The 20,769-nt window shown below is 71.1% G+C and carries 17 protein-coding genes; 5 read left to right on the forward strand and 12 right to left on the reverse strand.

What is annotated here, in order from left to right:
• Window positions 1-35: 35 nt before the first annotated feature.
• Window positions 36-764, forward strand: a complete 729-nt coding sequence (locus G6N45_RS04290; RefSeq protein WP_163720557.1) for an acetyltransferase — start codon at window positions 36-38, stop codon at window positions 762-764.
• Here the strand turns inward: G6N45_RS04290 and G6N45_RS04295 are convergent.
• From G6N45_RS04295 to G6N45_RS04330, 8 genes are all read right to left on the reverse strand, one after another.
• Window positions 761-1,948, reverse strand: coding sequence for an N-acetylmuramoyl-L-alanine amidase (locus tag G6N45_RS04295; RefSeq protein ID WP_057149894.1), 1,188 nt, complete (start codon window positions 1,946-1,948; stop codon window positions 761-763). The two genes, G6N45_RS04290 and G6N45_RS04295, sit on opposite strands and share 4 nt — an antisense overlap.
• A gap of 72 nt (window positions 1,949-2,020) precedes the next feature.
• Entirely contained in the window at window positions 2,021-2,362 is a 342-nt protein-coding gene (gene trxA, locus G6N45_RS04300) for a thioredoxin (protein WP_043403701.1), read from the reverse strand.
• Window positions 2,359-3,354 carry a thioredoxin-disulfide reductase gene (gene trxB / locus G6N45_RS04305; RefSeq protein ID WP_163720558.1) on the reverse strand — a complete coding sequence of 332 codons (996 nt, stop codon included), beginning with the start codon at window positions 3,352-3,354 and terminating at the stop codon, window positions 2,359-2,361. Before trxB ends, trxA begins: the two co-directional genes overlap by 4 nt.
• A 69-nt stretch (window positions 3,355-3,423) precedes the next feature.
• A complete protein-coding gene (locus G6N45_RS04310) occupies window positions 3,424-3,975 on the reverse strand; it encodes an RsmA family anti-sigma factor (protein WP_163720559.1) in 552 nt (183 codons plus the stop codon).
• 55 nt (window positions 3,976-4,030) lie between these two features.
• Window positions 4,031-4,597, reverse strand: a complete 567-nt coding sequence (gene sigM, locus G6N45_RS04315; RefSeq protein ID WP_163720560.1) for an RNA polymerase sigma factor SigM — start codon at window positions 4,595-4,597, stop codon at window positions 4,031-4,033.
• Window positions 4,598-4,655: 58 nt separating this feature from the next.
• Complete coding sequence (murJ, locus tag G6N45_RS04320) at window positions 4,656-8,132, reverse strand: murein biosynthesis integral membrane protein MurJ (RefSeq protein WP_163727751.1); 3,477 nt, start codon at window positions 8,130-8,132, stop codon at window positions 4,656-4,658.
• 74 nt (window positions 8,133-8,206) lie between these two features.
• Complete coding sequence (locus tag G6N45_RS04325) at window positions 8,207-10,567, reverse strand: DUF6049 family protein (RefSeq protein ID WP_163720561.1); 2,361 nt, start codon at window positions 10,565-10,567, stop codon at window positions 8,207-8,209.
• The gene (locus G6N45_RS04330) at window positions 10,564-11,340 is read right to left on the reverse strand and encodes an NUDIX hydrolase (protein WP_163720562.1); all 777 of its coding nucleotides are present in this window, start codon (window positions 11,338-11,340) and stop codon (window positions 10,564-10,566) included. The genes G6N45_RS04325 and G6N45_RS04330 overlap by 4 nt, the downstream gene beginning before the upstream one ends.
• Window positions 11,341-11,425: 85 nt before the next feature.
• Between G6N45_RS04330 and G6N45_RS04335 the strand changes: the two genes are divergently transcribed.
• Together G6N45_RS04335 and G6N45_RS04340 are read left to right on the forward strand one after the other, a co-directional pair.
• Window positions 11,426-12,892 (forward strand): CCA tRNA nucleotidyltransferase, encoded by a 1,467-nt coding sequence (locus G6N45_RS04335; RefSeq protein WP_163720563.1) that lies wholly within the window; start codon window positions 11,426-11,428, stop codon window positions 12,890-12,892.
• A 5-nt stretch (window positions 12,893-12,897) separates the two neighbouring features.
• Complete coding sequence (locus G6N45_RS04340) at window positions 12,898-13,392, forward strand: pullulanase (protein ID WP_163720564.1); 495 nt, start codon at window positions 12,898-12,900, stop codon at window positions 13,390-13,392.
• A 19-nt stretch (window positions 13,393-13,411) separates the two neighbouring features.
• Here G6N45_RS04340 and G6N45_RS04345 read toward each other — a convergent pair whose 3' ends face one another.
• Together G6N45_RS04345 and G6N45_RS04350 are read right to left on the reverse strand one after the other, a co-directional pair.
• On the reverse strand, window positions 13,412-14,191 hold the full coding sequence (locus tag G6N45_RS04345; protein WP_163720565.1) for a TIGR03084 family metal-binding protein: 780 nt from the start codon (window positions 14,189-14,191) through the stop codon (window positions 13,412-13,414).
• 10 nt (window positions 14,192-14,201) lie between these two features.
• Complete coding sequence (locus tag G6N45_RS04350; RefSeq protein ID WP_163727754.1) at window positions 14,202-15,503, reverse strand: MFS transporter; 1,302 nt, start codon at window positions 15,501-15,503, stop codon at window positions 14,202-14,204.
• 127 nt (window positions 15,504-15,630) lie between these two features.
• On the opposite strand from G6N45_RS04350, the gene G6N45_RS04355 reads away from it, so the two are divergent.
• Window positions 15,631-16,236, forward strand: a complete 606-nt coding sequence (locus G6N45_RS04355) for a YqgE/AlgH family protein (RefSeq protein WP_057149884.1) — start codon at window positions 15,631-15,633, stop codon at window positions 16,234-16,236.
• A gap of 5 nt (window positions 16,237-16,241) precedes the next feature.
• Here G6N45_RS04355 and G6N45_RS04360 read toward each other — a convergent pair whose 3' ends face one another.
• Both G6N45_RS04360 and G6N45_RS04365 read right to left on the reverse strand, forming a co-directional pair.
• Window positions 16,242-16,598 carry a hypothetical protein gene (locus G6N45_RS04360; RefSeq protein ID WP_163720566.1) on the reverse strand — a complete coding sequence of 119 codons (357 nt, stop codon included), beginning with the start codon at window positions 16,596-16,598 and terminating at the stop codon, window positions 16,242-16,244.
• A gap of 74 nt (window positions 16,599-16,672) precedes the next feature.
• On the reverse strand, window positions 16,673-17,632 hold the full coding sequence (locus G6N45_RS04365) for an LpqN/LpqT family lipoprotein (RefSeq protein ID WP_163720567.1): 960 nt from the start codon (window positions 17,630-17,632) through the stop codon (window positions 16,673-16,675).
• A 198-nt stretch (window positions 17,633-17,830) separates the two neighbouring features.
• On the opposite strand from G6N45_RS04365, the gene leuS reads away from it, so the two are divergent.
• A complete protein-coding gene (leuS, locus tag G6N45_RS04370; protein ID WP_163720568.1) occupies window positions 17,831-20,716 on the forward strand; it encodes a leucine--tRNA ligase in 2,886 nt (961 codons plus the stop codon).
• The last annotated feature ends 53 nt before the right edge of the window (window positions 20,717-20,769 follow it).

Consider the following 20,769-nt stretch of genomic DNA (forward strand, 5'->3'; position numbering starts at 1 on the left):
CGCACCCGTTCGCGGCGGAGACACCCGGGAGCGTAGTGACCGCACGTATCAGGCCTCTGCGGCTCGAAGCGTTCGAGCAACTACCGAAACACGCACGTCGCTGCGTGTACTGGGAAGTCGACCCGTCGACACTGGGCGAAGACCACCTCTCGGATCCCGAGTTCGAGAAGGAAGCATGGCTGTCGATGATCATGCTCGAGTGGGGATCGTGTGGGCAGCTCGCACTCGAGTGCCGCGATCAGCCCGGCGAGTCCGGCGACGAGCCCTGCCTGGGCTACGCGTTCTACGCACCGCCGCGCCGGGTGCCGCGGGCGGGTCGGTTCCCGACCGGGCCGGTCAGCGCGGACGCGGTGCTGCTGACATCGCTGGGCGTGGAAGCCGGCCCCGCCCACGAGGATCTCTCGCACGCGTTGATCACCGCGGTCGTCGGCGATCTCGTGCAACGCGGGGTGCGCGCACTGGAAGCCTTCGGCAGGACCGCTGCGGCGGACGAACTCGGCGACCTGGCGGCGGTACCCCCGGATGTGCGACCGGTCATCGAAACACTGGGCGATTGTGCGACGTCCACCTGTGTGGTGCCGAGCGACCTGCTCCTCGACGCGGGTTTCGTGGTGGTCTCCCACCACACTTACTTCCCGCGCCTGCGTCTGGAACTCGAGCAGGGGCTGGGCTGGAAAGCCGGCGTGGAGGCCGCGCTGGAACGCCTGCTGGAAAGTGCGCAGTTGCAGCAACCCGTCGGGGCGGGTGCGTCGCCCTGCAGTTAGCCGCGGCGGGCCTGATCGACCGCCAGCTCGTGGGCCAGCAGCTCGGCGAACGTGAAAGTGCCTGTGGGACGGTCGTTCTTGCCGAGAAGATAGAGACGCTTGACCGCGGCGAGAATTCCTTCGGCGATCGAGTCGCGCGCCGCGGGGGAGACCAACGTGGCCCGGTCGCCCGGATTGCTGATGTATCCGATGTCGACCTGCACGGTCGGCATCCGCGTCAGCCGCAGCAGGTCCCAGGTGCGGCCGTGCACGCGGCAGTCCCGTAACCCGGTGCGCGCCACCACTTCCCGCTGAATGAAGTCGGCCAGGTTGCGTCCGATGGTGGACACCGACCCGTGCGAATTGCCGAAATGGAACGACGCCACACCGTTGGCCGACGGCGTCGTCTGGGTCTCGCACCGAAGGCTGATCATCAGGTCCGCGCCGACGGTGTTGGCGGTGACGGCGCGCTCCGCGTCGGTCGGCGAGGCGGTGGCCGCGCGCGAAAGGAAGGTTTCCATGCCGATCGCGGTCATCCGGCCCTCGAGGCGACTCGCCAAGTCCCACAGAATGTCTGCTTCGCTGATCGGCCCAGCCGGCCCGTTGGTGATCAGGCCGTGGTCGCCGCCGCCGCGGCCCGGATCGATGATGATCCGCTTACCCGAGAGCCGGGGACCGGAGCTGCGCACCAGCTCCTCCTCGCGGATGGCGTGCGGCGACCCGCCGGTGACGCGGGATCCGAGGAAGTACAACGAGCGCAACGTCTCTGGTCCGCAGATGCCGTCCGGGTACAGCCCGTACTCGCGTTGGTAGGACATCAGCGCGTTGTGGGTCTGCAGCCCGAAATGTCCGTCGACCAGGCCGGTGTAGAAACCCAGGTCCTGCAGGCGGGCCTGCAGGGTCGCCACGTCGTCGCCGTACATCGGGGCGCCGAACTGGTGATTGAGCGTGCGCGCACCGAGCCGGTAGGACGCCTCTTTGAGCGCGCGATACGTGGCCTCGCCGACGATCCCGTCCACCAGCAGGCCGCGGTGCTGCTGGAAAGCGCGCACTGCGTGGTCGAGTTCACCGTCGAAGACGTCCGCGGCGATATGGCGACCGGTGCTCAGGTCTTCGTCCGGGTCGGTGGTCATGCCGAGCGCGGCCAGCGCGGCCCGGATCTCGGTGACCGCCGCTGAACGGTCACCGCGACGCAGACTCGACATAGGCAGCATTCTCTCAGAAGGGGAGAGGATTCCGGAAAACCCCAGGGAAGTGTCCGCGTCGCAAAAGCGGCGTCAGAGCACGTCGCCGAGCTCGCGCAGTAGCGCTGCCTTGCCTTTCGCGCCGACGATACGCTTGACCGGCTGACCGTCCTTGAACAGGATCATCGTCGGGATCGACACCACCGAGAAGTCCCGCGCGGTGGCGGGGTTCTCGTCGACGTCGAGCTTCGCGACGGTCAGCGAGCCGGCCTTCTCGGCGGCGATCTCCTCGAGGACGGGGGCGACCATCTTGCACGGGCCGCACCATGTCGCCCAGAAGTCCACCAGCACCGGCGTGCCACTGGACAGCACATCCTGAGAGAACGAGTCGTCGGTGACCGCGACGGTCGAGGTTCCTGCGGTGGAATCGCTCATTGCTGTGCTCCAATCAGATCGCTGTCATCGGTTGTGGTGGAGGTTCGTTCGCCCGGCTCGGCGTGGTCGGCCAGCCAGCGTTCGGCGTCGATCGCTGCGGCACAACCACTTCCGGCCGCGGTGATGGCCTGACGGTAGGTGTGGTCGACCAGATCGCCTGCGGCGAAGACTCCGTCGACCGAGGTGTAGGTGGTGCGTCCGACCGTCGTCACGTAGCCCTCGTCGTCCACCTCGACCTGGCCGCGCACCAGATCCGAGCGCGGGTCGTGGCCGATCGCCACGAACACACCCGTCACCGCCAGTTCGGACTCTTCGCCGGTGACGTTGTTGCGCAACTTGATTCCGGTCACCTTGGGGTCGCCCTCGATCGCCGTGACGGCGGTGTTGGTGAGGATGGTGATCTTCTCGTTCTGCTCCGCACGCTCCAGCATGATCTTGGAGGCGCGGAACTCGTCGCGGCGATGGATCAGCGTGACGCTGCGCGCGAAACGAGTGAGGAAGGTGGCCTCCTCCATCGCGGAGTCACCGCCACCGACGACGGCGATGTCCTGATCCCGGAAGAAGAACCCGTCGCAGGTGGCGCACGTGCTCACGCCCATGCCGATCCGCTCTTCCTCGCCCGGTACGCCGAGGTGACGCGCCGCCGCGCCCATCGCGAGAATGACCGCGCGGGCCTGGTAGGTCTCGTCGCCGACGGTGACCTTCTTGATGGGGCCGGTGAGGTCGACGGCGTCGACGTCTTCCATGCGCAGGTCGGCGCCGAAGCGCAGCGCCTGCTCGCGCATCTGGTCCATCAGCTCGGGGCCGGTGATGCCGTCGCGGAAGCCCGGGTAGTTCTCGACCTCGGTCGTGGTCATCAGCGCACCGCCGAACTGCGTGCCCTCGAAGACGAGGGGCTTCAGCTGAGCGCGGGCGCTGTACACGGCCGCGGTGTATCCGGCGGGGCCGGAGCCGACGATGATGACGTCGTGGACGGTGGACGAGGAGGTCATGAGTGCCTTTCTGCCTGTTCCTTGAACACCAGGGTAGGCCGGGGTGTTCCCGGGGGCCGCACCGGCGGCTCAGTGGCGTTTCATGGTGCGATCGGCGAGTACTCCGGGGGCGGCCGCGGTGCACGTGGCGTCCACGACGACGGTCCTGAGCTGCGCAGACTCTGACGGGAGCAGCAGCAGGACCGCGGGCCGGCCCTCGATCTGCAGCGGTCGGGCGCCGAGGATGTCCTGGCCAGGCGCGTATCCCAGTCCGGTCAGGCAGGCACGGATCCGGTCGGGTGCGGCGAGCGGTCCGAGGTCGGGCGGCTCGCTCAGCGCGGCGCGCAACTGCGTCTCGGGCACGGGAAACGTCGGCGCGACGGGGTTCGGCGACGCCGGACTGCGGGTCAGGGAGATGACACCGAGAATCGCTGCGGCTGCTGCGAGGATCGCGACGCCGAGCGTCAGGCGGCGCGACACCGGTCGGGGCGGCGTGGCATTGCGCAGGGCGGCGCCCACGCGGGCGGTGACATGGGCCGGAACGTCGGGTGCGGACGCGTCGTCGGCGCCAAGGCGACGCAGCTCCCGCCGCACGGCGGCCGACTCCGCGAGGGCCTGCGCCGGATCGGGGTCGCTGTTCATGCTCACCCCCGCCGGTCACACCCGCCCTTGACCGTCCGAGGTTAGCCGACCGCGCTCACTCGGTGCGATGGGCGGCGAAGCTCTTCAGCGATTCGGCGAGCTTGCCGCGTGCCCGTGCGCACCGGCTCTTCACCGTGCCTTCGGGTACCCCGAGCATCCGGGCGGTCTCGGCCACCGAGAAGCCCTGCATGTCGACGGCGACGACGGCCGCCCGCTGTTCCAGCGGGAGGCCCAGGAGCGCGCGCTCGACGACGATCGCGGTGTCGATGTGCGCGGTGGGGTCGGGGATCCGGCCGAACTGTTCGTCGAGCTCGGCGTAGTCACGGAACTTGTTGCGGCGCAGGCGGTCCAGGCAGGCGTTGACGACGATGCGGTGCAGCCAGCTGCGCACCTCCGAGTCTTGCCGGAAAGAGCCTGCCGTGCGGTGTGCGGCCAGCAGCGCATCCTGCAGGGCCTCGGCGGCGTCGTCGCGGTTCACGCTGGTCAGGGTCGCCAGCCGGTAGAGCTGGCGATGATGCCGGTAGAACAGCTCCTCGAAGGCGTACCGGTCGCCGGCGACGTGCGCGGCCAGCAGTTCGGCGTCGGTCCGCGGCCGGTCCGGCGGCCCTCCGATAATCCCCACAGCCGAACACTAAGCGGAGCCGACGGTGCTCCGATGCACCAGTTTTCACCGGCAGGCGTCAGCCGGCGGCCTTGAGCGTGACCTCAGAGACATCGCTGCGGCTCTGCCCGTCCACCTGGCCGAGCGTCGAGATCCACACCAGCACATCGGACGTGGGGGCGGCGCCCTCGACCGGGATGGTGTTGGTTCCGGGTTTGAGCGTGGCGGGCTGGGTCAGCGCGGTGGTGTCGTCCAGTGAGGACGGCGACGCCGAGGTCGCCGACCGGATCTGCACCGCGGTGCCGGTGCTGTTGACGTTGATCGTGACCGAGCCGATCGTCGTCGGCTCCGGCAGTTCGAGCATCAGCCCGACACCGTTCTTGAAACCGGGGAACGGCGCCGGGTCGCTGTAGGTGTCGGTGGGCCACACCGTCGAGGGGTCGCCGTCGATCGCGAGGCCGGCCAGGTCGGGCGCATCGGCCTCACCTTCGGGCGAGAAGACGGTTGCGCGAACAGGTTTCACGACCGCACCGGTGTCGGTGGAGGGGCTCTGCTCGGACGACGACGGGGCGTTGAGGCCGAGCTCATCACCGCCGAGACCGTTGCCGACGTCCCCGAAGATCCTGCTGAGCACCGTGGCCAGGAGGACCACCGCGATGATGACGACGCCGGCGGCGACGGTCAGGCCGATGATCAGCCCCTTGCGGCGTCGGTTGGCGGCCTCGGGGTCGGCCGACGCCTGCGACTCGCTGCCGCGCTGCTCGACCGCCTCGTCGACGGGTGCGAGGTGATCGGTCCGGTCGGCGACGGCCGTCGCCTGCTGCAGCAGGTTGAGCATCGTCGACGCGCTGCGGATGCCGCCGTTCTCCTGCACGGCCCGGGCGGCGGCCGCCGAGATCTGGAACGGGATGTCGCGGTCGACGGTGCGCGGCTCCACGGCTTGGCCCGCCGGATCGAGATCGGCGGCGGTCAACCCGCCGGGCTCGCCGGTCTCCGGCAGCGGCCAGCGGTTGATCAGGAGCGCGTAGAGAGCCGCGCCGACGCCCCGGATGTCGTCGTCGGGGTTGGCGGCCGCCAGCGTGGCCGGGAAGGCCAGGGCCACGTCGCCCTCGATGCTGACCCGGATCCGGGCCGGGTGGTCGATCGCGAGTGCCACGCCGCTGCGGTGCGCGGCCTCGGCGGCGGCCGCCAGCGACTGGACCGCGCGGGCCCCGCCGATCGGGGAGGGCGAGGTGTCGGCGACCTCGGCCAGCGACCCGCCGCGAATCCACTCGGAAACCACAAGGCCGCCCTCGCCCAGGCGGATCACGTCGAGCACCCGCGCCACGCCCGGCATGTCGATCCGGCCGAGCCGCTGGGTGCGGTCCAGGATCTCCTGGACCTCACTGTCCGGCAGCCGGCCGTCGGGGTCTACGAACGTCAGCGCCACCTGCCGGTCCAGCGCAGTGTCGAGGGCCTGCCAGAACTGCAGGCCGGCAGGCCCGCCGTGGAACACCAGCAGGCGGTAGCGGCCTGCGGCGACGGTCGCTCCGGGGATCAGGTGGGCGGCGTCCTCGACGGCCGTCGCGGCCTCCAGCGGCGGTTCGCGGGGCGGGTCGAAAGCCAGCGACTCGCGGGTGGGGTCGTTGCTGTAGTCCGAACGGGGCCGCGGTGGCCCGGCTGCGGCGATCGCCTCCGTCGGGCGGTCGGGCTGCGCGGGAACCTCGGGCACGTCGGGTACGTCGGGCTGGAAGTCGTCAGCGGACGGCCGGTCGATCCGGGTGGTGGCTGAGGAGTCCGGGCGCGCGGGGGAGCCGCCGGCGGGGGTGTCGCTCACACCAACTCCTTTCCCTTTCCGGTCCTCGGCAACCATGCCCCTGGGTCCCCGGCGCGCCGGGCCGGGAAACTGACGCGGGCGTCGCGGAGACGATGTGAGATCAGGGTACGTGAGCGGACCCGCCGCCCGGGCGGGGACGGAACCGGCGGCCGGTGCCCGGCCCGGGCGTAGCCGGGCGCGCACGGCGGCCAGCGCGGCCACCGCCTCGGGCACCTTCGCCGCCAGCAGGATTCCGACGATGATCGGGGCCATCACCAGGCTGAGCGCCGTCAGCCGCAGCAGCGAGCCGGCGCCGCCCCAGCGGTCGGTCAGGGTCGCCAGCCCGAGCAGTCGGTCCAGCACGTGGGCGAGCAGTCCGGCGGTCAGCGACGCGGTGATGGTGACCAGGATCGTGCGGATGACGTCGAGGCCGAGCAGCCGGCCGCCGGGCGGGTCGAGCCGCGCCCGCAACAGCAGGTAGCCGACCGTCGCCCCGGCCAGGAAACCGAGACCGTTGGCCAGGCCCAGGTAGCCCGCGACCAGTTCGGGGTCGGCGGTCAGGTGCGGCGCCGCGAGCGAGGCGGCGGTCTTGACGATGGTGATCACGACGATCAGCACGATCGGCGTCCACGGCTCCTCGCGTGCGTAGAACACCCGCAGCTGCAGCAGCACCATCGCGTAGGGGATCAGCGTGAACGCCGACAGCGTGATCGCCATGCCGAGATAGCCGGCGTCCACGGAGCCGAAGTTGCCGTAGGCGAACAGCGCGCTGCCGATCGCCGGGCCGCCGACGGTGAACAGCGCGACGATCGGGATCAGGGTGACCATGGTGAGGCGCGTCGCCAGCGACAGGTCGGCGAGCACCGCGGGCCCGTCGTCGGCGGCGGCATTGCGCGACAGCCGGGGCATCACGACGGTGAGCACCGTGACGCCGATGATGCCGAACGGCAGCTGCAGCACCAGCCAGGTGTAGTTGTAGATGGCCGGGCCCGAAGCCGCTGCGCCGCTTGCGATCTGATTGCCGACCACCAAGCCGACCTGGCTGACCAGCACGTACAGCACCATCGCCAGCGCCATCATGCCGAACTTCTTGAGGCGGTCGTCGATGCCCCACAGCGGACGCAGGCTGATCCGCTGGACGCGGATGGCCACGAACAGCACCGCGGCCTGGGCCACCACTCCCAGCGTGGTGCCGATGCCGAGCACCAGCAGCTTGGCGTTGCCCATCTCGACGGGATCGATCGAGAGTTCGCCTGGGACAAGCACATACAGCCCCAGGGTGAGGATCGCGACGACGTTGTTGACCACCGGAGCCCAGGCGGGCGGCCCGAAGACGTTGCGGGTGTTCAGGATCGCCATGAACACCGACGACAGGCCGTAGAAGATGATCTGCGGCAGCAACAGGAACGCGAACGCGGTGGTCAGTGGCCGGCTGACCAGGGGGTCGGAGCCGAGCATGAGATCGACGAGCAGGGGTGCGGCCAGCGTGGAGACGATCGTGACGACCAGCAGCAGCGTCGTCGCCAGGGTGAGCAGGCGGCGCACGAACGCGGCTCCGCCGTCGGCGTCGTCGCGTTCGGCGCGGGCCAGCACCGGAACGAAGATCGCGGTGAACGTCGCCTCGAGCACCAGTGCGGCGATCAGGTTGGGCAGCTGGTTGGCCACCGTGAAGGCGCTGGACAGGGCCGCACCGAGGATCGCGGCGAGCAGCACGATCCGGGCGAACCCGGTGAGCCGACTGACCAGAGTGGCCAGCGCCATGCCCCAGGAGCGGGACACGACGGCGGCGTCGGACAGTTCGGGCCGGGCGGGCGCGCGGCGCGGACCGGTGGTGCTCACCGGCGCCCTCCGTCGTCGTCCTGGTACGCCAGTGCCACTTCGATCGGGTCGGGCCGGTCGAGGTCGGCCGGGTCGGGCTGGCCGCGGAACCGGTGCCACAACCGTCGTCCGACCAGCAGCACCAGCACCGCCCCGCCGGTCAGCGTGATGAAGAACAGCACCTTGCCGTAGGCGTTGGAGTGCACCGAGAGCCGCACCGGCTCGCCGAGGGCCAGACCGTCGGCGGTGCGCAGCGCGACGTCGACGGCGACACGCTGGGTGAAGTGCACCTCGATCGGCACCTTGAGCGGCAGGAAGCCGGGCGGCAGCACGATCTCGCCAGGATCGGTCACCGACATCCCGGGCGGGGCGTCGATGTCCAGCCGCACCCGGATCGGCACCGGCAGGTCGTTGCGCAGCGCCAGCGGCAGCGGGCTGCGTTCGGTGGCCAGGGTGTAGGAGCCGCCGGGGTTGACGATGGTGACCGCTTTGAACAGGTCCTCGACCGTCGTTCCGACGGTGGTCAGCCGCTGTTGGGCCAGCCCGTTGCGGGCATCGGGCGGCACCGACATGCTCAGCGCGCGCAGCAGATCCTCCCGCAGCGGGGCGGTGTACTGGGTCCCGGTCAGCCCGGTGCGCTCGTCGGTGGTGAGTGCGCCGGTCAGGCCCCACAGCCGGGCGGTCGTCGCGGCGATACCCGACACCACACCGTCGTCGAACCGGCCCCGCGGATTGCCCGTGTTCTCCGGCGGCGCCGGCGCGCCGCCGTGCACCGCGTTGGCCGCGTCGATCACCGCGGTCAGCGGCCGTGGCACGGCGAGCCCGGACCGGATGGTGCTGGCCACCGCGGTGAGCACGGCCTCGGCGTCGTCAGCGGTGGCGCTCCATGTCAGCGGCGGCATCAGGATCTGCTCGCGCGGGGTGGTCTCCGGGTCGAGGCCGCGCCACAGCAGCGCGCCCAGCGCGTCCTGGCGCCGCGCGATCGCGGAGTCCTGCTTCACCGCGATGTCGAGGGAGGGGTCCAGGTAGGACGGCGATTCGGGGCCGGTGCCCATGCCGGCGAGCGCCGCGCCGACCGCCGGGTCGAACGGGGCGGTGACCACGCTCGAGGTGTAGCGCACCGGCGCGGTGTCGGCGGTCCCGGACTGCCCGCCGTCGGCGTCGCTGGGACCGGTCAGATTCGCTGCGGCGATGGCCACGGTCGGGCCCTGCGCCGAGAGCAGATCCACCGCGGGCGCGGTGAGCGGCCCGTCTCCGACGATGCTGGCTCCCCGGGTCGAGGTGATCCCGAGGATCTGGTCGACGATGTCGCCGGCTCCGTTGGTGGCGATCGCCGACAGGCCGGGGTCGGCCACCCGGTGCAGCGCGTCGAGGTCGGCCTGGGCGTAGACGGTCGGCGTCACGCACATGCGCTGGGCGAGCGCCTTGAGACGGTTCAGCCAGCCGATCGCGGCCTGCTGGCCGGTGCCCGGATGGGTCGGGGTGGTCCGGGGCCCGGCGTCGGCGGCGTCGTTGACCACGTAACCGCTGGTCATCGCGTTGACGGTGACCAGCAGGTCCGGGTCGACGGCCAGGCACAGCGCGCGGGTGACCTCCCCGCCGGGATCGACCTGCGGGCTGGTGGCGAAATCGGCCGCGGCGAGCAGGGCGTCCAGCCGGCCCCCTGCGGCCAGCGAAGTGGCGAGATCGTCGTCGATCAGTCGCACGGGGGTGGTGCCACCCGGCGCGCCGGCGGCCAGCCGGGGCCGGTCGGCCAGCGGCCAGAACATGGTCAGCCCGACGGGGCGGGTGGTGTCCGGGGGCACCGCGGACGTCACCGCATCGGTGGTGGCATCGGCGAGCTCTGCGGGCGGCACGCCGAGCACGGGGAGCAGGAACCGCGAGTCGTCGAGCCGGGCGGCCGCCCCGTAATCCGGAGTGCCGTTGACGTTCACCATCACCGGGTAGACGCCGGGTTCGGTGATGTCGAGCGACGGATGGTCGGGGGAGCGCAGCGGATAGCCCAGCCGGAACGGAACCTCTTGTCCGCGAGCCATTTCCGGGGCGATCGTGACGAAGTCGGCGACCGGCTGATACTGGTCGACGTTGCCGGCCAGGTCGGTGCGCAGCGCGGTCGACGACGCCACCGCGCCTGCCCGTTCCAGCCGCACCACCACGTCGCGCACGGCGCGGTCCCCGACGTTGCGGATCTTGCCGGTGACGGTGACCATCGGGTCGCTGGTCGTGGTGACGACATCAGGGGTGATGCCGTCGATCTGCACGGTCAGAAACGGCAGCGTGGGTGGCTCAGCGTCCGCGACGGCCGGTGCGACGATCGGCACGACAGCCAGCAGCAGCGCGACGACCGCGGCGAGCAGGCGCGCGGGCGGAGGGGTCACGGACTCTGACCGCTGCCGTTCGTCCGCCCGCCGGGCTGTGGTCGAGCGGTGGAGTCGGCCCGGTGGTTGCGGGTGTGCGAATGGGTCTGTCCGCGCCGTCGCGGCGTGCTGCGCGGCAGCGGCGGCAGCGCCGCGGGCCCGTCGGTGTGCAGTTTGTCGATCAGTTCGTCGGCGACCTCGGCGAGGCGGCGCTCGTCGGCGTAGGCCAGCCGTTTCGGCAGTTCGTGCACCGGCACCCAGGCGACCTCGGTCACCTCGACGTCCTCGTCGGACAGCTCCCCGCCGGCGAATCGCATCAGGTAATGGTGCACGGTCTTGTGCACTCGCCGGCCCTCGGTCACGAACCAGTAGTCGATGCTGCCCAGCGCCGCGAGCACGCTGCCCTGGATACCGGTCTCCTCGGCGACCTCGCGGATCGCGGTCTGCTCGGCCGTCTCACCCCGCTCGATGTGCCCTTTGGGGAGCGACCACAGCATCCGTCCACGCCGGTCGATGCGGCCGATCAGCGCGGCGACCTGGCGATCCTTGGGGCCGTCGAGGCCGTCGATGACCAGTCCGCCCGCCGACGTCTCGTGCACGGTGCGCAGCCGTTCGCTGGGCCGGCGCGGGCCGGAGCGTTGCGGTTTCGGCGTCGCGGCCGGGGGCGTGTCGGCGGGCGCCTTCTGGCGGTGCCCGTTGGTGTTCTCGGCACCCGCCTCCGGCGGGCCTGCCGCGCGTCGGCCGCGGCGGCGCCCGCGGCGCCGTCGTGGTTTTGGCTGCTCGCCGTCGGACACCCAAGCGATAGTAGCTGCCGTGAACTGCAGCCCACGCCGCACTCGCCGGTCGGTGACATGCCTGTGACCAGTAGGCTCACCGGACGTGCCTGAGCCCACGTCCGGACGAGATGTCCCCGAACTGTTGGCCGCTGCGCAGGTCTCGCTGAACCGGCATCGCGAGGTGCTCGAAGGGCTCGGCCGGTTGTTCGCCGAGCGGGGGCATGCGCTGTATCTGGTCGGCGGCAGTGTGCGTGACGCGCTGTTGGGCCGGCTGGGCACCGATCTGGACTTCACCACCGACGCCCGCCCCGAGCAGATGAAGGCGCTGCTGGCGGGCTGGGCCGACGCGCTGTGGGACACCGGCATCGAATTCGGCACGCTCGGCGTCGGCAAGAACGGTGACCGGCTGGAACTGACCACGTTCCGTGCCGACACCTACGACCAGGTGACGCGGCACCCGGAGGTGGCCTTCGGCGACAACCTCGACGACGACCTGGTGCGCCGCGACTTCACCGCCAACGCGATGGCGGTCCGCATCGACCCCGACCGGCCCGGCGGCATCGGCGACTTCCTGGATCCGCTCGGCGGGCTGGCCGCGCTGCAGGCCCGCACCCTCGACACCCCGGCCGCGCCGGAGGTGTCGTTCGGCGACGACCCGCTGCGCATGCTGCGGGCGGCGCGGTTCGTCTCGCAACTGGGCTTCACCGTGGCACCGCGGGTGCGCCGCGCGCTGGAGGAGATGGCGCCGCAGCTGGCCCGGATCAGCGTCGAGCGGGTGGCGGCGGAGCTGGACAAGATGCTGCTGGGCGCCGATCCGGTGGCCGGGATCGACCTGATGGTGCAGACCGGGCTGGGGGAGGTGGTGCTGCCCGAGATCGGGGCGATGCGGATGGCCATCGACGAACACCACCAGCACAAGGACGTCTACCAGCATTCGCTGACCGTGCTGCGCCAGGCCATCGAACTCGAGGACGAAGGCCCGGACCTGGTGCTGCGCTGGGCGGCGCTGCTGCACGACATCGGCAAGCCCGCCACCCGCAAGCACGAGCCCGACGGCGGGGTGAGCTTTCACCACCATGAGGTCGTCGGCGCGAAGATGGCCCGTAAGCGGATGCGCGCGCTGAAGTACTCCAAGCAGATGATCGACGACGTCTCGCAGCTGGTGTACCTGCACCTGCGGTTCCACGGGTACGGCGAGGGCCGGTGGACCGACTCGGCGGTGCGCCGCTACGTCACCGACGCCGGTCCGCTGCTGAGCCGGCTGCACAAACTGGTGCGCGCCGACTGCACCACGCGCAACAAGCGCAGGGCGGCGCGGCTGCAGGCCAACTACGACGACCTCGAGCACCGCATCGCCGAGCTGGCGGCCAAGGAGGACCTGGCGCGGGTGCGGCCGGACATCGACGGCAACGAGATCATGCAGATCCTCGACATCCCACCAGGCCCGCAGGTGGGGCAGGCGTGGAACCACCTCAAGGAGTTGCGGCTGGACCGCGGCCCGCTCAGCCGTGAGGAAGCGGTCGAGGAACTGTTGAAGTGGTGGAACGAGAAGGGCCACCCGCGCGTCTGACAGGTATGGAGTACTGCCTGGGGGATCCGGACGGGTCGGCCACGATGTGGAGCGCCGACCCGAGCGCCGACGTCGACGGTGACGGGGTGCTGGACGCCGTGCCGCTCGACCTCGACGACGACGGCCTGCTCGACGACGCGCTCGCCGACCTCGACGTCGACGGGTTGGCCGACCACGGGGTGCTGGATCTCGGGGGTGACGGGCAGGCCTATGTCACCGACGACGGCACCGGCACGTGGGCGGTGAGCGCCGACCGTGCTGCGGCGGTGCGCTGGCTCGGGCTCGACGGGGTGGAGCATCCTGCCGGCAGCGCGATGGTGGACCTCGACGGGGATGGGCAGGCAGGGGAGCGGCTGGCCGACAGCGACGGCGACGGCCTCGCCGACCGGGCGTTCGGGACGGGAACGGCCTGGGTCGACACCGACGGCGACGGCCGCTGGGACGTCCACCTGGTCGACACCGACTCCGACGGCGCCGCCGACAGCGCCGACAGCCTCTGAACCCGCGCGCTCGCGGACGTCAGCCGCGGCCGGGCCCGGGCGGGCCGGCGAACGCCTGCGCGATCATCAGCCACTGCTCGGCGTCGGGTCCGACGGCGACGACGTCGAGCTCCGACCGGGGACGGCGCTGGGTGACCAGCATGCAGAAGTGCTCGGCCGACCCGCTCACCCGCTGCGCCGCATCCTCGGGGCCCCACGTCCACTCCGCCCCGTCCGGCGCGCGCAGTTTCACGTGGAACGGTTCGCCCGGCGGCGTCAGCCCGTGCACGGCGTAGGCGAAGTCGCGGGTCCGCACGCCGATGTGGGCGATCGAGCGCAGCCGCGCCGTCGGTGCCCGCGTCACCCCGAGCGCGTCGGCCACATCCAGGCCGTGCGCCCAGGTCTCCATGAGCCGGGCGGTGGCCATGGACGCCGCGCTCATCGGCGGCCCGAACCAGGGCAGCTTGCGTCCGTCCTCGACCGTCAGCAGGGCGTCGTGCAGGGCGGTGCGGATGTGTCGCCAGTCGGCGAGAAGCTGCGCCGGCGCGGTCGCCGCGAGTTCTTCGGCGGCGGCGTCGACGAATCCGGCGGGATTCTGCGCGGCCGCCGACACGATGTCGGCGGCGAACGCCGCTTCGTCGGTGACGGCGACCAGCGCCACCCGGTCGGTCCACAGCAGGTGCGCGATCTGATGGGCGATCGTCCAGCCCGCGGCCGGGGTGTCGGTCGACCAGCGGTCCGCCGGTAACTCGGCGACGAGCGCATCGAGGTCGTCGCTCTCGGCGCGCAGGTCCGCGACCATCGGGGCAGCTCCGGCCATGCCGGTCACCTTAGCCCGCGGGTCGGCGCCTGCGACCGACCGTCGCGTACACGGCCAGCCCGGCGAGATAGACCACGGTGCCGGCGACCGCCAGCCCCGGCGCGTGGCCGTCGGCCGGGATGACGAACGCCGCCGCCGCGATGGCGAGGATGAACGCCATCCAGAACAGCGAGTCCTGCACGGTGAACACATGCCCGCGCAGCGCGTCGTCGACGTCGATCTGCATCGCGGTGTCGGCGCACAACTTCACCACCTGGCCGGCGCCGCCCAGCAGGAATCCGCACGCGATCATCACCGGCAGGCGCAGGGTGGCCCCACACAGCTGGACCGCCGCGGCGAAGGCCAGCGCCGCGATCGGGGTGGCGTACCGGCCCCAGCGCCGCACCAGCGTCGGGGTGACGACGTTGGCCAGGAAGCTGCCGATTCCGGCGGCGGCGAGGAACAGCGCGGCAGTGCCGAGGCCCGCCACGGAGGCCGACGCAGGGTCGGTGTGGCGCACCAGCACGAGGACCAGCAGGGTGTTGAGGCCGAACGCCATCCGGTGCGCCGACAGCCCGGCCAGCGTCGCGGTGACGCTCGGCACCGCGAGCACGGTCCGCGCGCCGTGCACCCACCCGGTGGCCACGGCGTAGGCGACGGACCCGTGCACCGCGCGGATGCTGTCGTCGGGGCCGAGCATGCGCGGCGGGAAGCGCACCGACAGCCACAGCGCCAGCGCCACAGGCACCACCACCAGGAAGATGATCACCGAGGCGCCGCCGTCGCTGGCGCCGAACAACCAGCGCGGCAGCAGCATGAAGTTCGCGCCGAAGAACGCCGCCGCACCCCCGGTGGCCGTCGCGATCGAGTTCATCGCGACCACCTGCTCGCGGGGCACCACATGCGGCAGCGCGGCCGACAGACCGGACGAGACGAACCGCGTCAGACCGTTGACGATCAACGCACCCAACAGGATCGGCAGGTCACCGACGCCGGCGGCCAGCAGCACCCCGACGGCGATCACCAGCGCCAACCGGCCGCTGTTGGCGCCGATGAGGACCACCCGCCGGTCCCAGCGGTCCAGCAGGGCGCCGGCGAACGGGCCGAGCACCGAGTACGGCAGGAACAGCACCGCGAAGGACGCGGCGATCGCCCACGGCTCGGCGGCCCGCTCGGGGTTGAACAGGATCGCCCCGGCCAGGCCGGCCTGGAACAGGCCGTCTCCGAACTGGCTGACCGCGCGCAGTTCCAGCAGCCGGCGGAACTCGGGCAGGGACCTGGTCGAGGCCCACACCGAACGCCACGCTGCGCGAGGTGCGCGATCGTCGGGCACGGGATTCACGTCCTAGGAGAGTGGTGACTGCGTCAGAGAGATGTCGCTACCGGAGCCACAGTACAAATATCCGGGCGGGGCCCGCTTGTTCGCCTCCGTGAGACGGCGGTGGTGACAGAATGGTCGGGTGGCGCAGCCAGAAGATCCGGAGGATTTCGTCGCACCCGCGGCCCACCGGGTCCGTGCGGGCACGATGTTGCTGGCCAACACCGATCTGCTCGAACCCACGTTCCGGCGCAGCGTCATCTACGTCGTCGAGCACAACGACGGCGGGACGCTGGGCGTGGTACTGAACCGGCCCAGCGAGACCGCGGTCTACAACGTGCTTCCGCAATGGGTCAAGCTCGCGACCAAACCCAAGACGATGTTCATCGGCGGGCCCGTCAAAAGAGACGCGGCGCTGTGCCTGGCGACGCTGCGGGTCGGCGTGGACCCGGCCGCCGTCAGCGGACTGCGCCACGTGCAGGGCCGCATCGCGATGGTCGACCTGGACGCCGACCCCGACGCGATCGCCCCGCTGGTCGAGGGGGTGCGCATCTTCGCCGGGTACTCCGGGTGGACCATCGGTCAGCTCGAGGGGGAGATCGAGCGCGACGACTGGATCGTGTTGTCCGCGTTGCCGACCGACGTGCTGGTGGAGCCGCGGGTCGACCTGTGGGGTCGGGTGCTGCGTCGTCAGCCGATGCCGCTGTCGCTGCTCGCGACCCACCCCATCGATCTCAGCCGCAACTAAAGGGGTCAGCGCTCGCAGGACAGCGTGCACGACGCGCACGCCCCCGCGCAGCTGTCGGCACCCGCGGCGACGCGGGCGTTCGCGCGGGCGACGACCTTTGCGCTCTGCCAGCATCCCGCGGCCACGGTCGCCAGCGCACCGCCGATGCACACCAGCAGCACCACCGCCGACGTCGGCCGCGGAGCCGACAGCCCGACCACCGCTCCGGCGGCCAGCATCACCGCGGCGGCCACCTGCGTCGGGGCGACCCCGCGCAGTACCTGCCGGACGAAGTCGTCGGATACCGGCCGGGTCAGCGACCAGACACCCAGCGCCGCGGTCACGGCGGCGACGCCGAGACACACCACTGCGGCGACGATCATGGATCAGAGGATACGGCGTCGGCAGCGGGCCGCCGTCCCCCGGGCGCCAGGCTTCGCCCGGGGGACGACGTCGCTTATCCCTGCAGTCCCAGCAGCTGCGGCGGGGGGGCCACCGCAGCGGGGACGGCGGGAGCTGGGGGCGCCGGCAGGGCCGGCGCGGGAGGGACGGCCAGAGGCGCCGCGGGTGCGGGCGCCGCGGACGGCACGCTCACCTTGAAGCCTTTGACGATCGCCTCGGTGGCGTCCGCGGCGGCCACCACCTGATCGACGCTGGTGGTGACGGCCAGTGACACCAGGTAGCGGTCGGGGCCGACCGTGGCCAGCACGTGACGCCGGGAGGTGTTCAGCGTCATGGAGTTCTCCCGATAGGTGCCCTCGATCAGCGAGGACGGCATCCCGCCGAAGTCGGTGAGCGACGCGTCGGTCGAACGCCAGGCGGGCAGCTGCTGGGCGTCGATGAAGCCGTGGCTGATCGCCTCCTTGGGGTCGAAGTCCCCGCCGACGAGCTTGTAGACGATCACCTGGGCGTTCGACGAGTACAGGCCGTTGCCGCCCACGCGGTCGGCGATCACCGCGAACGCGTCGGGCACGTTCGGGTCCGGGATGTGCTGCCAGCCGCGCGGCATGGGCAGCACGATGTTGAGGGCCCGGAAGTCGCGGCTGGACTGCGGTTGCAGGGTGACGCCCTTGGTGGTGAGGAAGTCGGCGAGCGTCCCCGAGGTGGCCGGCACGATCGCCGGCGCCGCCGGCTGTGCGGGCACGACGGGCACCGCGGGAGCGGGTGCAGCCGGCGCGGTGACGCCGACGGGCACCGCGGCCACACCGGCGGTGGCGGGCGTCACACCCGGCTGGACGGCGGCGGCGTTCGGCGCGGCCGGCACCGGCTGGGCCACGGTGGCCGGCGACGGCAGGACCGGCTGTACGGGCAGGGGCTGCGCGGACGCCGTGCCCGCGACACCCAGCACACCCGCGACACCGGCGCATGCGCCGATACCTCCCGCCAGAACCCGCCAGCCGCGGCCGATTTCGCTCATCGAGTGAAGTCCTCCCAATCCCTTTTCCCGACGGTCCGGGCCAAGCGCACCCGGGTCAGGCGAGCAATGTATCCACGGGGCCGACACGCTCACCAGGGCTGGAATCGACCTGGGACCAACCCCTGACGCATCCGCAACGGAACCGAGATCAACCCGTGGCCCGCGGAGCGGCTACGCGGCGGCTTATACGCTGATCACGTGACCGACACGCCGACTGCGCACCCTGGAACACAGTCCTCGCGCGAGCGCTCGTCCGCCGCCGACGACACCCCGCCGCACCGCTACACCGCGGAGCTCGCCGGGGACATCGAGCGGTCCTGGCAGCAGCGGTGGACCGACGCCGGAACCTTCGACGTCGCGAACCCGGTCGGCTCGCTGGCCCCGCCCGACGGCACACCGGTGCCCGCCGACAAGATGTTCGTCCAGGACATGTTCCCGTATCCGTCGGGGGAGGGGTTGCACGTCGGGCATCCCCTCGGCTACATCGCCACCGACGTGTATGCCCGCTACTACCGGATGACCGGGCGGAATGTGTTGCACGCGTTGGGTTTCGACGCGTTCGGTCTGCCCGCCGAGCAGTACGCCATCCAGACCGGGACGCACCCGCGGACCCGGACCGAGGCCAACATCGTGAACTTCCGCCGCCAGCTCGGCCGGCTGGGTCTCGGCCACGACGCTCGGCGCAGCTTCTCCACCACCGACGTCGACTTCTACAAGTGGACGCAGTGGATCTTCCTGCAGATATTCAACGCATGGTTCGACCGGGCCGAGAACCGGGCCCGACCCATCGCCGAGCTGATCGCCGAGTTCGAGGGGGGCACCCGGGCGACCGACGACGGCCGCCCCTGGTCGTCGTTGAGCAGCGGCGAGCGCGCCGACGTGGTCGACGGCCACCGGCTGGTCTATCTGGCCGACTCGGTGGTCAACTGGTGTCCGGGGCTGGGCACGGTGCTGGCCAACGAGGAGGTCACCGCCGACGGCCGCAGTGAGCGCGGGAACTTCCCGGTGTTCCGGAAACGCCTGCGGCAGTGGATGATGCGCATCACCGCGTACTCGGACCGGTTGCTCGACGATCTCGATGTGCTGGACTGGCCGGAGAAGGTCAAGACCATGCAGCGCAACTGGATCGGCCGCTCGACCGGCGCGAGCGTGCTGTTCGGCACTCCCGCCGGCGACGTCGAGGTGTTCACCACCCGGCCGGACACGCTGTTCGGTTCGACGTATCTGGTGCTGGCGCCCGAGCACGATCTGGTCGACGAACTGGTCGCCGCCCAGTGGCCCGACGGCGTTGACCGGCGCTGGACCTACGGCGCGCAGACACCGCGCGAGGCGGTGACCGCCTACCGGGCCGCCATCGCGGCGAAGTCCGATCTGGAGCGTCAGGAGAACAAGACCAAGACCGGCGTGTTCCTCGGCGCGTATGCCGTCAAGCCGGCTGACGAACAGCAGGTTCCGGTGTTCATCGCGGACTATGTGCTGGCCGGCTACGGTACCGGCGCGATCATGGCGGTGCCCGGCGGCGACCAGCGCGACTGGGACTTCGCCACCGAGTTCGGCCTGCCGATCGTGGAAGTGGTTACGGGTGGTGACATTTCGGAGGCGGCCTACACCGGCGAAGGTGTGATGGTGAACTCCGGCTTCCTCGACGGCATGGACGTGACGGCGGCCAAGGTGGCCATGACCGAGCGCCTCACCGCTGACGGCCGCGGCCGCGCCCGCATCGAGTACAAGCTGCGGGACTGGCTTTTCGCTCGCCAGCGGTACTGGGGCGAGCCGTTCCCGATCGTCTACGACGCCGACGGCCGCGCCCACGGACTGCCACAGGAGATGCTGCCTGTCGAGTTGCCCGACGTACCGGACTACTCCCCGGTGTTGTTCGATCCCGACGACGCCGACAGCGAGCCGTCGCCGCCGCTGGCCAAGGCCACCGACTGGGTCAACGTCGAACTCGACCTCGGCGACGGGCTCAAGCCCTACACCCGGGACACCAACGTGATGCCGCAGTGGGCAGGCAGTTCCTGGTACGAGTTGCGCTACACCGACCCGTACAACGCAGAAGCCATGTGCGCCAAGGAGAATGAGGCGTACTGGATGGGACCGCGGCCCGCCGAGCACGGCCCGGACGACCCGGGTGGCGTCGACCTGTACGTCGGCGGCGTCGAACACGCGGTGCTGCATCTGCTCTACTCGCGGTTCTGGCACAAGGTGCTGCACGACCTCGGGCATGTCAGCTCCCGCGAGCCGTACCGGCGGCTGGTCAACCAGGGCTACATCCAGGCGTTCGCCTACACCGACGCGCGCGGGACGTACGTGCCGGCGGCCGAGGTCACCGAGCGCGACGGAAAGTTCTTCTGGGCGGGGCCGGACGGTGAGATGGAGGTCAATCAGGAGTTCGGCAAGATCGGCAAGAGCCTGAAGAACTCGGTGTCGCCCGACGAGATCTGCGACAACTACGGCGCCGACACGCTGCGGGTGTACGAGATGTCGATGGGCCCGCTGGAGGCGTCGCGGCCGTGGGCCACCAAGGACGTCGTCGGTGCGCACCGCTTCCTGCAGCGCGTCTGGCGCCTGGTGGTCGACGAGGAGTCCGGCGCGGTGCGTGTCACCGACGAGCCGATCGACGACGCCACGCTGCGGCTGCTGCACCGCACGATCGCGGGCGCCGCGGACGACTATGCGGGGCTGCGCAACAACACCGCCGCGGCCAAGTTGATCGAATACACCAACCATCTGACCAAGCAGTCGGTGACGGCCCGCGCCGCACTCGAACCGCTGGTGCTGATGGTGGCGCCGCTCGCGCCGCACCTGGCCGAGGAGCTGTGGTCGCGGCTCGGCCACGACGGCTCACTGGCCCACGGCCCGTTCCCGGTGGCCGATCCGGCGTACCTGGTCGAGGACACCGTCGAGTATCCGGTGCAGGTCAACGGCAAGGTCCGCAGCCGGGTGACGGTCCCTGCGGACGCCGTCGCCGACACCGTCGAGGCCGCCGCACTGGCCGATGAGAAGGTCGTGGCCTTCATCGACGGCCGGACCCCGAAGAAGGTCATCGTCGTCGCCGGCCGGCTGGTCAACATCGTGGTGTGATCGGTGTTTGACGCGCTTCGGCGGGGGTAATCGGCCGCGGTCTGTTCGCCGGA

Origin of the sequence: Mycolicibacterium psychrotolerans, from assembly GCF_010729305.1 — a bacterium.
Lineage (GTDB): Bacteria > Actinomycetota > Actinomycetes > Mycobacteriales > Mycobacteriaceae > Mycobacterium > Mycobacterium psychrotolerans.